This is a genomic window from Paenibacillus sp. Y301, from assembly GCF_059445505.1.
The window spans coordinates 148,654-163,781 of the sequence record NZ_JCAIUL010000006.1 but is presented as its reverse complement, the minus strand read 5'-3'; the positions used below and the strand labels follow the sequence as shown (position 1 = coordinate 163,781).

At 40.0% G+C, this 15,128-nt stretch carries 13 protein-coding genes and 2 pseudogenes; 12 read left to right on the top strand and 3 right to left on the bottom strand.

Annotated features, from left to right (window positions below; all coding sequences use genetic code 11):
- Positions 1–63: 63 nt before the first annotated feature.
- Positions 64–1,521 (bottom strand): methyl-accepting chemotaxis protein, encoded by a 1,458-nt coding sequence (locus AC1D69_RS12650; RefSeq protein WP_495456517.1) that lies wholly within the window; start codon positions 1,519–1,521, stop codon positions 64–66.
- 275 nt (positions 1,522–1,796) lie between these two features.
- Here AC1D69_RS12650 and AC1D69_RS12645 point away from each other — a divergent pair, with 275 nt between their 5' ends.
- From AC1D69_RS12645 to AC1D69_RS12610, 8 genes and pseudogenes are all read left to right on the top strand, one after another.
- Positions 1,797–2,462, top strand: a complete 666-nt coding sequence (locus AC1D69_RS12645; protein WP_495456516.1) for a response regulator transcription factor — start codon at positions 1,797–1,799, stop codon at positions 2,460–2,462.
- A 2-nt stretch (positions 2,463–2,464) separates the two neighbouring features.
- The gene (locus tag AC1D69_RS12640) at positions 2,465–3,871 is read left to right on the top strand and encodes a sensor histidine kinase (RefSeq protein WP_495456515.1); all 1,407 of its coding nucleotides are present in this window, start codon (positions 2,465–2,467) and stop codon (positions 3,869–3,871) included.
- Positions 3,872–3,941: 70 nt separating this feature from the next.
- Positions 3,942–4,730: a DUF3919 family protein gene (locus AC1D69_RS12635; protein WP_495456514.1), complete on the top strand. Its 789-nt coding sequence runs from the start codon at positions 3,942–3,944 to the stop codon at positions 4,728–4,730.
- A gap of 22 nt (positions 4,731–4,752) precedes the next feature.
- Positions 4,753–5,790 (top strand): ABC transporter substrate-binding protein, encoded by a 1,038-nt coding sequence (locus tag AC1D69_RS12630; RefSeq protein WP_495456513.1) that lies wholly within the window; start codon positions 4,753–4,755, stop codon positions 5,788–5,790.
- Between the two features lie 86 nt (positions 5,791–5,876).
- Positions 5,877–7,532: an ABC transporter permease gene (locus AC1D69_RS12625; protein WP_495456512.1), complete on the top strand. Its 1,656-nt coding sequence runs from the start codon at positions 5,877–5,879 to the stop codon at positions 7,530–7,532.
- Between the two features lie 23 nt (positions 7,533–7,555).
- Positions 7,556–8,638 carry an ABC transporter ATP-binding protein gene (locus AC1D69_RS12620; protein ID WP_495456511.1) on the top strand — a complete coding sequence of 361 codons (1,083 nt, stop codon included), beginning with the start codon at positions 7,556–7,558 and terminating at the stop codon, positions 8,636–8,638.
- Positions 8,639–8,752: 114 nt separating this feature from the next.
- Positions 8,753–9,769: an extracellular solute-binding protein gene (locus AC1D69_RS12615; protein WP_495456510.1), complete on the top strand. Its 1,017-nt coding sequence runs from the start codon at positions 8,753–8,755 to the stop codon at positions 9,767–9,769.
- A gap of 253 nt (positions 9,770–10,022) precedes the next feature.
- Positions 10,023–10,236 (top strand): annotated as a pseudogene (locus AC1D69_RS12610) (NAD(P)H-dependent oxidoreductase); the annotation flags it as partial.
- Between the two features lie 459 nt (positions 10,237–10,695).
- Here AC1D69_RS12610 and AC1D69_RS12605 read toward each other — a convergent pair.
- On the bottom strand, positions 10,696–11,109 hold the full coding sequence (locus AC1D69_RS12605) for a metallophosphoesterase (protein ID WP_495456509.1): 414 nt from the start codon (positions 11,107–11,109) through the stop codon (positions 10,696–10,698).
- Between the two features lie 667 nt (positions 11,110–11,776).
- Between AC1D69_RS12605 and AC1D69_RS12600 the strand changes: the two genes are divergently transcribed.
- Genes AC1D69_RS12600 through AC1D69_RS12590 form a run of 3 tightly spaced genes read left to right on the top strand, consistent with a single transcriptional unit; the run spans position 11,777 to position 13,919 of the window.
- Positions 11,777–12,715: an ABC transporter ATP-binding protein gene (locus AC1D69_RS12600; RefSeq protein WP_495456508.1), complete on the top strand. Its 939-nt coding sequence runs from the start codon at positions 11,777–11,779 to the stop codon at positions 12,713–12,715.
- 4 nt (positions 12,716–12,719) lie between these two features.
- On the top strand, positions 12,720–13,445 hold the full coding sequence (locus tag AC1D69_RS12595) for a DUF2705 family protein (protein WP_495456507.1): 726 nt from the start codon (positions 12,720–12,722) through the stop codon (positions 13,443–13,445).
- A 48-nt stretch (positions 13,446–13,493) separates the two neighbouring features.
- A complete protein-coding gene (locus AC1D69_RS12590) occupies positions 13,494–13,919 on the top strand; it encodes a hypothetical protein (protein ID WP_495456506.1) in 426 nt (141 codons plus the stop codon).
- A 124-nt stretch (positions 13,920–14,043) separates the two neighbouring features.
- Here AC1D69_RS12590 and AC1D69_RS12585 read toward each other — a convergent pair.
- Positions 14,044–14,715 (bottom strand): annotated as a pseudogene (locus AC1D69_RS12585) (bacitracin ABC transporter permease); the annotation flags it as partial.
- Positions 14,716–14,740: 25 nt separating this feature from the next.
- On the opposite strand from AC1D69_RS12585, the gene AC1D69_RS12580 reads away from it, so the two are divergent.
- Positions 14,741–15,106, top strand: a complete 366-nt coding sequence (locus AC1D69_RS12580) for an IS3 family transposase (RefSeq protein ID WP_495456505.1) — start codon at positions 14,741–14,743, stop codon at positions 15,104–15,106.
- Positions 15,107–15,128: the final 22 nt, after the last annotated feature.

Here is a 15,128-nt window from a genome sequence, read left to right as displayed (position 1 = left end):
ATCTGTTTTTCTTAAGTATCAATTGGAATCTTGTAATTGACCGTCTAGATCATCATCGAACCGCTATGACTTTTTCGTCAAGCTTTCTAAAGTTCCTGCCAATTGATTCAAATGGCCAATGTTGGTTACTGTCTCGGATACAAGTTGTTGCTGGACTTCGACGCTTGCCAAGACCTGCTCAATGGATGCTGAATTTTCTTCAGTAATTGCCGCGACAGAATGTAGTTCACCTAATACAACATTAGAGGAATGATGGATGTGTCCATTCATGGTCTTCAGGCTTTCAGCCTGCTCTAGAACGCCTTGTGTATTATCACGAATGCCACCGAACAAGCGAGAAATCCCATCTACGGATGTTCTCCCTGATTCAACAGCGAGCAGACCGTTACTTACCATGTCGGTTGCCTGCTCGATATTCTTCTGAACAGTTCCAAGAATTCCTGCAATGTCTGCTGATGCTTCGTGAGAGTTCTGTGCTAATTTACGAATTTCATGAGAAACAACTGCGAATCCCTTGCCGTGTTCACCTGCTCTCGCGGCTTCAATGGAAGCATTTAATGACAAGAGATTAGTCTGCTGGGCAATCCCAACGATAGTGGCAACTATCGTCTCTATTTTTTGGTTTTGCTCATTCATGTGTTTCATAATGTCAGATGTTCTCGTTACGATATATGTCACTTCTGACATATTGTCAGTTAGGCGAATAATCTTTTCTTGGCCTTCTTGTGTGAACTGGTCGGTGTCACGACTCTTGCCACTCATCGTGATGGATGCTTCATTTGCCTGCATCACCGTTTCGTTCAATTGTTGCATTGCATGGGAAATGTCAGTAACACTAGATGCTTGTGATTCGACACCTATAGCAATTTCTTTGAAGGCACTCACGACCTCCTTGGAAACACGGTATGTTGTTAGCGCATTATCCTGGATAAGGTTGCTAGAACGACTCAGAACACCCACAGATTCAGTAACACTCGTAATTACCTCCTCCATCTCCGACTTAGCACGTTCTGATTCACTGTTACTCTTTGACATATTTCCTATCATTCTCGAACCGATTCGACTCTGGAACACGAGTACTAAGACCATGAGAATGAGGAAAGCATTAACTCCGATGGGAACTACTGAAGCATAGGATTCCTTCGTCATCAAGAAGTAGTTGATCATAATGGCAGATATGACACCATTAACAACTAAAGGACGATAGTTATGGTATAGCGATACGATTCCTAGCCCTAAATATATAATGAGCATGTTGATAATGTTGCTCGTTGTATGAATGAAGAAGAATGCAATGACATTGAAGCCAAGGGAAGTTACGTACATCATATAGGCTGGTGCCAATCGTCTCCACACAAGTACTGTGCACAACAAGGCAAGGGGGAGACCCGCTGAGAGAAGGGTAATGATGGTGTTAGGATAATTGTAATTTGCACCTATACCAAGTAATAAACAGCCCCACAACAACCAAACAATTAATTTATTACGCTGATGCAACTCTGATAATTGATTCGAAACCATAAATTCACTCCATCTTGTAATTTATTCGCGATTTGTTAAGTTTAAGGGATCAATTATATGTTGTCTATCATTAATAGAGTAGCGATATTTATGGTGAATGAACATCATTCCAAAGGCTGAACAAAGGGGCATATTTAATTAGCAAAAGATACAAACGAATAGAATATGTGTGCATCACGAGAAGTATCCGTTATTATAAGGGGGATATGAATGACATATGATAGATTGTAACGAACAAGAGTAAGAATTGGTATTACATGAAGAGGGGGTAACTTATGAATATTCTCATCATTGAAGACGATCCCAGTATCCAAATGTTGCTTAAATTAAGCTTGGAAGTTGAAGGATACCACCCGAAGGCTGTAGGCTCTGTAGCTGCAGGATTAACAGAGCTTGAGTCCGAGCATACAGATATCATTCTACTTGATCTTATGTTGCCTGACCGTTCCGGATTTGAACTTCTTCAGATACTTCAACGTCAGTATAAGACAGTACCCGTCATTGTCCTCACCGCTAAGAATGAAATGAACGATAAAATATTAGGATTTCAGCTTGGAGCAGATGATTATCTGACGAAGCCCTTTGAGACACGTGAACTCATTGAACGTATTAAGGCAGTTATGCGACGGATGAAGGTGATCGTGGCAACTGAAGTCATTCAGATTGGGCCTATTGAGATTGACAAGCGGGAGCATTCCTGTAAGATTGCCGGCCAACTCCTTAAAATGACTAGTAAAGAGTTTGATTTCATGTGGTTGTTATGTACGAATCCGAAGAAGGTGTTCACCCGTGAGGATCTGTTAGATCAGGTCTGGGGTTACGATTATTATGGTCATACACGCTCCGTGGACATGATGGTGAATCGTCTTCGGGAGAAAATGAGACCCAATGAGCACTTGGTTGCGACCGTACATGGCTTGGGCTATAAGCTGGAGGTATAGGTATGGGGTTACGTAATAAAATGTTTATACAGCATGCCGTTACGATTATCATGCTGCTTACAGCGATGTATTTCATCGTTAACTATACGCTTAATAAGAGCATGATCGAACGTGACACCCAGACGTTAAACCAGTATTCTGCTCTGCATCGGATTGAAGCCTTGAAGATCGTAAGCGATAAGAAAATCAACATAGAACAGTTATTCTCGGGTGCATACGCTCCCTTTATCGCCTCACATCTAGCTTCGAATAGCAACTTTCAAGTACAACTATTCGCTCTAGATGAGACCATCGTCGGTAGCAGTAGTGATAAGGAGAATTTGCTCAAACGCGATGACATTAAGATAGCATTATCGGGAAATACAACGACGGTCATTACCGCAGGCGAAGGCACACAATATCTCATCTATTCTGTACCTTTCTGGTATGAAGGAAAGATGGTAGGTGGATTTCGTTATTTATTGGATCTCCACGAGAATAGTGAGACACTTCACCAGATGCGGAGCTGGTTTATAGGAGCGGCGTTAGGTTGCTTAATTTTCTCGTTACTGGGTAGCTATTCCTTTTCATCTTTTCTAATGAAACCCTTGCATGCGCTACAACAGGCACTTAAGTCCGTATCTGTCGGTGACTTCAGCAGAAAGATACAGGTGAGCAGTCAGGACGAAATAGGCGAATTGGCTAAGGATTTCAATCACATGTCGGATGCCCTGCAACATCACATCGAAATGCTACATTATGAACAAGGGAAACAGAAGGCCTTTTATGATAATATCACCCATGAGTTAAAGACACCGCTCACTTCCATTATTGGTTTCTCTGATTTGATTGCAAGAATGAATCGGACGGAAGAAATACAAGAGTGTAATATCTACATCCGTAAAGAGAGCACACGGTTATTAACGATGGTTGATGAACTCCTATATACATCGCTCAAAGGGGATGAAGCCTGGCGCATCATACTTGAACAGGCTGATTTGGGGGTTCTTATTACGGACAGTCTCCGGATCCTCCAGCCGACACTTAAGAAATCAACGATATCTACCACGGTGAAGATCTCACCTTGTAACATATATTTAGATCCAAAACGAACCCAACAGGTACTATTTAACGTGATTGATAATGCTATTAAGCATAGCGAATGTACACAGCTACATATTGAACTGACAGAGCATGAACACCATGGTCTGGTTCGAATTGTGGATAATGGGAAGGGAATATCGCAACAGGATCAACAGATATTGTTTCTACCCTCGGCTGAGAAGCAGGACCGCGTCATTACGAAGGAGACACACGGCTTAGGATTACCGATCTGCAAGCAGTTTATGGAACTGCAGGGAGGAAGTATTGTCATCCACAGCGCAGAGGGGCAAGGGACAGAAGTCCAGCTACAATTTCCGATAAATTGAAAAATGTAAGCGTTGTTACAAAAGTGATACAAATCTAAAATTTTTTTGATACATGTGGAGGTTAAAGTAAATGCCAGAGGACATGAAAGGGCTTTCATGGTTTCGCCTCATCTTGCTACAAGTCATAATAGGTGGTCTATTAATCGCTATTTGTTCTTACGCTTTTCGTACACCTGTCGACGTTGTGCATATCGTACCTCCTCAGCAGGATAGCCTCGATCGTGTTGCAGGTGTTCCTATGCGCGTGGATATTACATATCCAGGGCTAGGGACTATCTCCATTGATGATCCGAAGGAACTGTTGAATTTGAAATCTTCTTTCTCTAGGTTATTATCCTTGGGTACTCAGCGTGAACAGAAGCAGGTACCAAGGCTTCTATTAACAGGGACTATAGCTTATTTGGATCAAGAAGATATTCCATTTCAAGTGGAGACGAATGCGTTTCAATTCGGCGATGGATTGGTCAATTCGCTTAATGTGAGTGCTAACATCCGTAAGTTGCAAAGTACACTCATTGATAAAATCCTAACGACAAGAACGATTGGATCTGCAGTGGAGAACAAGAATAATGACGTGTTCTCACTTCAACAGGGTGTACTTACGGCTCTCTCACAACATGAGAGACAGGAATTAACATTACAGATTAAGGAAGCAGCGCGTATCATCGATTTCAGCCATTTTAATGACTTGCAACAACCACCAGACGCACACTTTGTCATTCAACTCACGAGTGACTATCGAGCGAAAAAGCACTGGATTCATTTGGATCGATATGACAGTGCTTATATCGTGGTGTATGACCTTCTGGATGAGACGAATCAAAGGGCCTATTTCAAGTTAAACGATACCTCATATTGAAATTGAAGGGATGGTTTAATCTATGGCAAGAAATAAAAAGAGTAACAGTTCGGTCATTATATTGTCGGTCATAGTGATTGTATTAGTAGCGGGGTTCTTTATGTTTAAATCTGGCATATTCGGTGGAAAAGAAAAACAGAAGATCACCGTATATTCCATCTTCCAAGAAGAAGAAGCACGTAAATTACTCGATAAATTCAAAGCTGAAACCGGTATTGATTATGACATTCTACGCTTACCAAGTGGTGAAGCCGTATCCCGTGTACAGAACGAGATGGGTAATCCACAAGCTGACTTTCTGATGGGTGGACCAGCAGATTCCCACCAAGTGTTGAAAGAAGCGGGATCACTAGAAGCATATACTTCTCCGAACGCATCTGATATTCCTGACAATATGAAGGACAAAGAGGGGTTCTGGACAGGATTCTATCTTAACCCGATTGCGATAGGTATTAATGAGGAACGTTGGAAGGATAAGTACGGCAGTGACCCATATCCTGAGTCCTTTAAGGACCTACTAGATCCTAAATTTAAAGGCGAAATCGGTATGTCTGATCCAGCAACATCAGGCACAGCTTATACAGCAGTAGCTTCACTAGCCCAAGTATGGGGTGAGGAAGAAATGTTGAATTATATTGAGCAATTGCTACCGAACCTGAAGGAAAGACCGAAATCCGGTATTGAGCCAATTCAGAAAGCTGCTAAAGGCGAATACACCATTGGTGTGACATTCTTAGGTGACCAATTGAAAATTAAACACCAAGGTAATCCAATTGTAAGTGTCGTACCAGAAGCTGCAGGCTATGAAGTTGGGGCATTATCCATTGTTAAGAATGGCCCTAACACAGAAGCTGCAAAGAAATTAATGGATTATATGCTTACGAATGAACCAGGTGAGTTGTATACACAATCAGCTTATGCCGTGTCCGTTAAAGCATCTGTACCGATTCCAGAGGGTGGAATCGATATTAAGACAACAAAATATAATGATGCTTATGATTTGTTGAAAGCAGCTTCCCAACGTAAAGAATTACAAAGTGCACTGAAGAATTTGAAATAAAAGAGAGCCAATGGGGTGTTATACATGGCTGTAATGGTCAGTGTAACGCCCCTTAATGGATAGCAGAAAGGTGGGAGTCGCCCCCTATGAAAGAAAAAAAAGGCGTTGGGGAGTCGGTCAAGAGGCTCTTCAAAGATCCATCGTCACTCGTACTCGTACTGACCAGTTTTGCATTCCTCATTCTATTTGTCGTTTATCCGCTCGTATACGTTGTGTGTACATCGGGCTTTGACAATTGGGCAACATTCTTTAGTAAGCCACGTTATGGTAAAGCGTTATTAAATACCGTGGTCAGCTCATCGCTCTCTGCACTTACAGCAACCATATTCGGATTTATATATGCGTATGCTATTAATTACAGTAACATCCGGGGAAAGAAATTCTTCCGCTTTATTGCCTTTATTCCGTTATTAGCCCCTTCGGTCATGAGTGGATTAGCATTCCTGTTACTTTTCGGGCGTGGCGGTATGATCTCTCAGTGGTTAAATACTAATTTCAATTTTGAACTTGATCTGTATGGACTTCCGGGTCTATGGATTGTTCAGACCATTTCTTATTTCCCGCTGGCCTATATGACTATAACGGGTGTGTTGCGAGCCATATCTCCAAATCTGGAGATTGCAGCACAGAATCTTGGAGCGAGAGGTTTTAAATTATTTCGTACCATCACACTCAAGCTTGCATTTCCAGGTGTCATTAATGCGTTCTTGCTGGTAGCGATTAACTGTTTCGCTGACTTTGGGAACCCGAAGCTAATTGGTGGTAACTATTCACTCCTTGCTGTTGAAATTTACGGGGAAATAATCAATAACGAGGCAGGACTTGCTTCTGTTATGGGGATTATCCTAGTAATTCCTGCACTGATTGTATTCTGGGTTCAAAATAAGGTGTTATCCAAAGGCTCCTACTCTACGATTACAGGTAAGCCAGTATCTGGCTTGAAACGGATCACAACATCTAAGAAAACCGATGCGTTACTCTTTACATTTAACAGCTTGATTTCATTGTTCATTATTTCGATGTTTGCGATTACGATTCTATTTGCCTTTACGAAAAACTTCGGCCGAGATAACACGTTCACACTGGATCACATTATGAAGGTTGTATTTAGCTCATCCAGTCCAGCCGTACTGAACAGTTTAGTATTATCGTTAATTAGTGCTATTCTGGCAGTGGCATTTGCCCTAGTTCTTGCTTATATTGTTGTCCGTAAACCTTTTCCAGGTAAAAGATTACTCGATTTCAGCGCGGTTCTACCGATTGCACTTCCAGGAACATTTGTGGGTCTTGCTCTGATCGTGGCTTTTAGTAATGGGCCGATTGTCTTACAAGGATCTGCGGCGCTAATTGTCATTGCGATGTTACTCAAACAGATGCCTGTTGGGTATCGTGGATTAACAGCATCCTTTAAACAAGTGGATAAATCGATCGAAGAGGCAGCCAACAATCTGGGTGCGAATAGTCGTAAGACGCTGACAACGATTGTATTTCCAATGCTGCAAAAAACCGTCGTAGCGAACTTTGTCTATGCGTTTATGAAAAATATGAATACATTGAGCACAATTATTTTCTTAATCACCCCAAAATGGGTTGTTGCAGCTGTGGCGATCTTTAACTACGCCGAAACAGGAACCTACTATTGGGCAGCCGCTGTAGCCGTTGGGTTGATGGGAACAACACTAGCTACGCTTGGCGTGATTAAGTTGATCTTCCGGTCTAAAGTAAAAATATTTGATTTCTAATGACAGAGAAGGGAGTGGGCACGATGGAATCCAACATACTACTAGATCTAAAAAATGTGAATAAAGTGTTTGGCAATAACCACGTCCTGAAAAATATAAACTTACAGATTGAACGAGGGAAGTTCATCACCTTCCTAGGCCCGAGCGGATGCGGCAAGACGACATTACTGCGATCTATCGCAGGTTTTTACACGGTCGACGAGGGTGAGGTATGGATTGATGGGAAGCTAGTCAATGATTTACCTCCTTACAAACGGGGTACTCCGATGGTATTTCAGGAATACGCACTGTTCCCACATATGACAGTATTTGATAATATTGCCTATGGGTTAGATATTAAGAAGCGGCCTGAAGACGAAGTGCAACAACGCGTTAAGGATGTTATGGCACAGGTGAAATTAACCGGGCTGGAAGAGCGTTATCCTCATGAAATGTCAGGCGGTCAACAACAGCGTGTAGCGATGGCCCGCGCCCTCGTTATGAACTCACCCATTATTCTTCTGGATGAGCCGCTCAGTAATCTCGATGCTAAATTACGTGAAGAGGTACGGGTTGAACTACGGGCCATTCAGCAGGAGCTTGGACTCACCGTCATCTATGTAACACATGATCAATTGGAAGCCTTGTCGATGTCGGATCAGATCGTTGTTTTTAATAAAGGAGCGATAGACCAGTACGGTACACCCCACGAGATATACTATGAACCCCGTACGCAATATGTAGCTGACTTTATTGGAACTACCAATTTTATAGAGGCAACAGTTATACAAAATAGAGAGGGTAAGGCCACGGTTCGCTACGGTCAAGCGGGAGATAGCGTTACGATTGCCACGGATGAGAAGCTGACGGAGGGTGAGGAAGTTCTTCTGAGTATTCGCCCAGAGTCATTACGTCTTAATCAGCCTGAAGTGGGAGAGTTTAACGTCTTCGGAGTCGTTAAATCGTCGATGTTCCTAGGAGAGAAAGAGCGTTACTTCTTAACTGGTCAGTCTGGTAAAGAATGGATTGTGGATGCGTATGATATTGGTCAGAAGACCTTTGAAGGTCAAGTCCAAATGAGCGCAGCGGCTGATAGAATCCATATTATTAAAAAGATTAAATCATAAATTGATATCGTAGCTCAAAAAAGGAGAACAATCGTTTTCCTTTTTTGGCGTATATGTGAGGAAGCTAAAGAGGGCGGATATAGGCAGGCTTACTAAACGGGAGGAGAGATGTAATTGAAAAGTAGAAGCATTATTATAACGATGGTTGTGGCAGCCGTGCTTGTCCTTATATTGTTCTATCCCGGTAAGCAAAGTAAGCAGCCACTCAAGGTATATGTGATTTTTCAGGAGGATGAGGCACGTATTCTGCTGGAAAAGTTCAAGAAGGAGACGGGTCAGTCTTATGAAGTCATTCGGATGTCCAGTGGAGAGGCAAGTTATCATCTGTTACAGATGAACAAGACGGGTATTGATGTTGTCCTTGGGGGACCGGCTGATCTTCATGAACAGCTTAAGAAGAATGGCAAATTAATTCGTTATACGTCACGTATGGTTGATAAGATACCCGAAATATACAAAGATAAGGACGGTTTCTGGACCGGGATGTATATGGGTGCCTTGGCTATTGGCGTGAATGAGCAAGTATGGAAGCAGGATCCACTGCTTGCGGATTTAGCGCTCCCAGAACGATATGAAGATTTACTAAGGCCAGAGCTTAAAGGGAAAATAGAAATTCCTGATCCTGAAACATCTGGAACGGGATATACATTACTGGCTTCGCTTGCACAGGAACGTGGTGAGAAGAAGGCAGTGGAACTTATGAATGCACTGAAGATGCAAAGTTCTTCGACGACATTCTCCGGAATTAGCTCTGCACAGCGACTTGCTGTAGGAGATGTTGCCGCAGTCGTTAGCTTCATGGGGGATCAGCTTCGCTTCACAAACTCAGGATATGCTATTTCTTCCTCTATTCCTCCGCAGGCAGGATGGGAGATTGGGGCGGTATCCATTTTGAAGAGTGGAAATAATAAGACCGCTGCGAAGCAATTCATAGATTTCGTACTATCGAGCGACGCACAGACAGATTACATGAATTCAGCTTTCTCTTTACCTGTACTTCCGGACATTAAGGTCCATCCGTTACTATCTTCTGTTAAGTTAGGAAAGTTGCTGACGACATATCGTTTCGACATTGCTGCGGAGCACCGGGAATCCCTACTCTTAAGATGGCGTGTGGTGGGTGAACATTAGAGTTCAATTGTACATGTAAACACTAGAATGATTGAATATAGAGGCTCGAATGGTAAGTAAGGAGAAATACTGAAAAACCTGACCCGAAATGGATTCACTTGATACGCTATTACGCCGGTCTTCGTCATCGGTTATCTTTTCACATAATTGTCCTTCAGTTAGTTTTCTGAGTTCGCGGCTCGTGTTCGCATGGACTTCTGCATTCATTCGCTGATTTCACTTAGCGTAACTGGCTGACTGACAGCAATGTATTCAAGAATTGCATTCCGATCCAGATTTAGCTCTATACAGGGATCAGCTGATGTGGGCAGTTTGATATATCCGATTTGGTGGGGACGTCCTCCAGCTATGTTATGGGCTATATCGACCAGATATTTGCATCGGGATGCGCGTATAAGGATACAGGTAAAGTTTTGCCGGAGGGACTGTTAAAAGGGAAGTCAGTGATTTGTATCTCCAGCATGAAAAAGATAAGAGTCAACTTTTTAAGATTTTACTGTCTTGACCGCAAGATCGACTTGATTATTGTTGATGGTCAAGGTTGCATCATAGTAACCCCGACCACAACTAGCGGAATTACATTTACATTTGTAAGCACCTGAGCATCCGCATACATAAAATTTGGTCTTCGTAAAACCAGGATAAATATTGTTTAGATTTTCATAAAACGTATGGGAATGATGAGTGAAAATACCGAGGATCTTGTTCCTCACATTGGAAGGGATCGCTCTAAAGAAATGATCCGTTTCTTGCTGACTTAGGACGTGGGAGGGGTCTACTGTAATTCCACTAACCCGCAGTGGCCAATGGCAATCGATAATGTAGTAATAATTAGGGCTCAACGTTTTGAGCAGACTTATACTATCATAGCTAAATTTCCCTGGTGCATTATCAAGATAGAATGAACTAAAGTTTGCGGTTCGCCTTTAGTTCAATCTATCTAACCAAACATATTTCACCTTACCCTTTGTACCTGGGAAGTTCATTTGTCCATAAACAGCCCCCAAATATTTGTTGAATAAGACTCTAGTGTTATCTTCCCAATTCCCTATAGATGCTTTATAGGGGATGTTTTTGGGTCCCAAATTTCTTGTGACGGTATCTTTGAATGCTTTATAATCGGCTTCCGCTACAGTCCCCACAAATCCGTGCTTATTATCCCCTCCGAAGATAACAAACTTCTTGTTACCCGATGCGACGGCTTTAGGTAGAAGGCCTCTAAATATGTTCAGACTATTCAAGTAACCAACATGACTATCACCCATAACTGCAAAGTTGACCCTCTGCGTAGCCGACTTGCGTATCGTTGTGGTTATCTTCTTCTTTAACTTCAATTTCAATAGAGGTCACCCTTTCCATCCTCATTAACTGATATACCTATATGTATATTCAGAATGGAGTGGAGTCTCTTGGGTGGAAAGAAATGAACGAACTCCAGACCTTATAGTCTGGAGTTCGTTTTTCTTACTATTATTCCTTAATAAATAATAATAGACTAATATAAAAAATGATTTAAAGTGATAGTAATCATATTTTAAACCCTACTAAATGAAATATTATAGGTATTAGGAAAAAATGTTTATTATGTTTATATTTAATAAAAAAGTAATAAAATATACTAGTGTTAAATGTTTCTTCTTATGTAAAATACTATACTATTTGCTCAATAGTATTCTGACAACTCGATTTCACTTCTATAATGGTTTAGTAAATTTTAAGAATTGATGAGGAGGATATATATGAATTTGATAAATGGAAAAAGTTTAATTTACATAATCGAGTCAGGCATTTCGAAATAGAAGGGTTAGATATGATTGGGAATTTAAGCAATGGCTCTATTATTGGATTAGATGATAAGGGACGAAACTTTGTTGAACGATTAAGAGACACCGAACTTATACGTACTTTTTTATGTGTGAGTTATGCTAAGAGCTGGTAGTTAGGAGTGGGTAGCATTGTGAGAGTATTTCAACGCTACCCTTTTAAATTTGTATTAGGAGAAATCACATGAAACTAGAAGTAAGAAATATTACGAAGTATTATGGAAACCACTTGGCACTAAGTGACTTTTCAATGACGATAAATTCAGGCGAGGTGATCGGTTTAATTGGGAAGAATGGCTCGGGTAAAACGACACTGTTAAACTGCATTGTTAATCATATTCATATCTCTTCCGGAGAGATTTTTATAAATGATGAGAACCTTCTCCAAAATAAGCATTTAATTTCCGATTTTGGTGTTTTGATTGAAAGTAGTTTTTTAGACTATTTAAATGCGTATGATAATTTGAAATTACTTATGATGGCTGACGGTGTTACAAATATTAGTTCAATTCATAAGGAGTTACTTGAAGTATTAGAATTAGTGGGACTGCACGAGAGAAAAAAAGAATATGTAAAGACTTATTCTTTTGGGATGAAACAAAGACTCGGTTTAGCTCAAGCTCTTTTGAATAACAAAGAATTACTTATCTTAGATGAACCTTTAGTGGGTCTAGATGTGATGGGAAGGGAATTTGTAAAGAAAATTATTGTAGACAAAGCTAAAAAAGAAGGAAAGGCTATTATTTTTTCTGATCATAACTTAACTGAGGTTAAGGATGTATGCGATCGAATTATATATATCGAAGATGGAGTTAAAATGTATGACGGAGTTTTTGATGATGCTAGAAAATATGTTATCACTGTAGATAGAATAAGTGAGAATTTCAAATCCATCATATTCGCTGCATGTAACAACGATTTGGTCATCCATAATAATGTCATTACTATGCAGAAACTAAATGATTTGAATAAGATTCTAAAAGTACTCGTCTATCAGGAAATTGCTATTACGGATTTTGAAATTATGGAAGGGTCACTTATTAGGTTGTTTAAAGGAGATATTAACAATGTTGAGCAACAAGGCAATATGGAACATCGAATTCAGGAAACTCTTACATCGTAAGGATATGTGGATTATGCTCACAATGTTTGGAATCCCAGCACTTTATAGTATTGGAGTATTTCTTAATTCCTCTGCTATCGTCTTCAACGGAGAAGGTAAAGAATATGCTATGGGTTTCTTTTTAAACATGTTTTTTTTCGTTGACTCCATTTTCATCTACTTTTTCATACTATCTTTAATTGCATCTAGATCACTGGGTGGGGAAATTGAGAATAAAAGCATCTTATTATATACGCAAAGAATCAATAATCGGCGGAAGATATATCAAGCAAAGGTCTGGTCTTTAATCGCTATGGTTAGTTTGATATGCATTATATTTTTCTTAGTAACAATGGTAATGTTTTATATTTTTGCAGTTCAACGTGAAGATATTATTTCAAGCCAATTTATCAAGAAGGAAGAAATTGTTGGTATGATTTTATTTTTCATATCTATTGTATTGGTATATATATTTACGATTAATTTGAGTGTTATGCTTAGTACCTTTTTCAAGACAAATACTTCTGTGATTATTTTTAGTATCTTGTTTATTGTATTTATTTTTATCTCCAAATTCCCTGGAATCAAGTATATTTCGCTCCAGTATTACACGGAACAACTTAGTACTATAGATTTATCTGATACATCTAAAATATTTACAATTTTCTCTATTAATGTAGGAGTTTCTTTAATATACTTCATTCTTTGTAATTTTGTTGGAATTAAAAGATTTGAAAGGAGAGATCTGTAGTATTGAAACCTAGTTACAACGTAATGAATTTATGAGGGGGTTATTATTTTGAAGAGTAAAGGGATATTTCTTACTTCCTGTATAGTACATATAGTAGCGTTAATTCTAATAATTCTTCTAGAAGATCGTGTTGACGTTTTTTGGGTTTTTGGGTTTATTCTTATTCCTTCACTTGTTAGTTTAGTTATTTGTTTGTGGGGACAGCAAATAGACAAGAAGAAGGATCCTACTCATGTTAAAAATAGGGGTCTGATATATAGCATTCCAAATATAGTTTACCTGTCGATTTCCTCTTATTTGATCAGTGAAAACATAGATGGAATTTTTGCTTCGAGTCAAAGATATCAATCTGACCAATTGAATGTTTCAGTAAGTAATTCCCCTTGGTTTGGCTTAGTTATACTATTAGTAATGACTATCGTCTCACACTATGTGATTGCAAATGTTGGGTTAAGGAAGAATAAGGTGGCTTAAAATGGTACAGAATGAATCCTTTCTGCATTAATCAGTCTATTATGCAGTAGCCAGCCAGAGTCATAAATAAGTAAGCACAAGCTCCAGTACCTCTGAGTACTGGAGCTTGTGCTCACTTAATCTATCATAGCGCCTCTTTAATGACCTTCTTGTAATAAAATACGGAGAGGATTCCGAAAATTGAATACAATGCTGTATAAAGTAACATGACCATAATCATCGGTGTCCACAGCTCTGTTCCAAATAAGAACCAGCCTGATTGGACTGCAAAATAGCTATGGAGTAAACCTACGATTAAGGGGATTCCGAAATTAAAGAGTTGTTTTCTTTGAATTCCTGTTAACAAATCTCCTTGTGTGAATCCGAGCTTTCTTAGAATGGTATAACTGGCCTTTTCATCTTCACTCTCATCCATTTGTTTGAAATAAAGAATACATCCGGATGTAATCAGAAAAGTTAGACCTAGGAATCCCACGATAAACACGATGAGTCCCATAGTTTGTTTCTGGTTGTTACTCATTCCTAGTTGTGAATCGTATGCAAGTGTATCGCCAAATCCGAGTTCCTTAAAGATGTCATTAGCTTCTTTAAGATGATCGTGATCATTGATAGCAATGCCGATATATACGGAAGACTTTTTCTGGATAGCTGGGTCTATGCCTTTTTTCAAGCGATCAAATACCGTTTCGTCTACGATAGCAACAGGCAGACCACCACTTGTGAAGAATCCTGAAACGGGCGAGTTCATATCTATTCCTTTATATTGTTGCGGAATAACGTCATGGAGACCCTTCAATCACCACCTCTCTTCATCATTGGCAATGCCAATTGTAGAACGAACACTGGAGAAACTACTCGAGCGACTGGACGGTAATATTCATCCAGAGGCGCTTTTGCACTCGGATCAAGGAATGCACTATACTCATCCTAAATTCCGACTTCTCGTACACAAAGCTGGGTTTATCCAGTCCATGTCACGGAAAGGAAACTGCTGGGATAATGCCTCCATGGAGAGTTTTTTTGGCCATATGAAGGATGATTTGGAGTACAAGTCATGTATGAACCTCATTGAGTTGCGAACAAGGGTTGGTGATTATATCGCCTACTATAACTCCGAACGATATCAATGGGCATTAAAAAAAATGACTCCCGATGAATTTAGGAGTCACCTATTAACTGCCTCTTAAAGGTCATCTTTTTCAAACTTTC

What these genes read in the sequence shown, in the direction of transcription:
- AC1D69_RS12640 (WP_495456515.1), top strand. Translation starts at nt 2,465, where the DNA reads ATGGGGTTACGTAATAAAATGTTTATACAGCATGCCGTTACGATTATC.
- AC1D69_RS12630 (WP_495456513.1), top strand. Translation starts at nt 4,753, where the DNA reads ATGGCAAGAAATAAAAAGAGTAACAGTTCGGTCATTATATTGTCGGTC.
- AC1D69_RS12620 (WP_495456511.1), top strand. Translation starts at nt 7,556, where the DNA reads ATGGAATCCAACATACTACTAGATCTAAAAAATGTGAATAAAGTGTTT.
- AC1D69_RS12580 (WP_495456505.1), top strand. Translation starts at nt 14,741, where the DNA reads ATGCCAATTGTAGAACGAACACTGGAGAAACTACTCGAGCGACTGGAC.
- AC1D69_RS12650 (WP_495456517.1), bottom strand. Translation starts at nt 1,521, where the DNA reads ATGGTTTCGAATCAATTATCAGAGTTGCATCAGCGTAATAAATTAATT.
- AC1D69_RS12645 (WP_495456516.1), top strand. Translation starts at nt 1,797, where the DNA reads ATGAATATTCTCATCATTGAAGACGATCCCAGTATCCAAATGTTGCTT.
- AC1D69_RS12595 (WP_495456507.1), top strand. Translation starts at nt 12,720, where the DNA reads ATGTGGATTATGCTCACAATGTTTGGAATCCCAGCACTTTATAGTATT.
- AC1D69_RS12625 (WP_495456512.1), top strand. Translation starts at nt 5,877, where the DNA reads ATGAAAGAAAAAAAAGGCGTTGGGGAGTCGGTCAAGAGGCTCTTCAAA.
- AC1D69_RS12635 (WP_495456514.1), top strand. Translation starts at nt 3,942, where the DNA reads ATGCCAGAGGACATGAAAGGGCTTTCATGGTTTCGCCTCATCTTGCTA.
- AC1D69_RS12600 (WP_495456508.1), top strand. Translation starts at nt 11,777, where the DNA reads ATGAAACTAGAAGTAAGAAATATTACGAAGTATTATGGAAACCACTTG.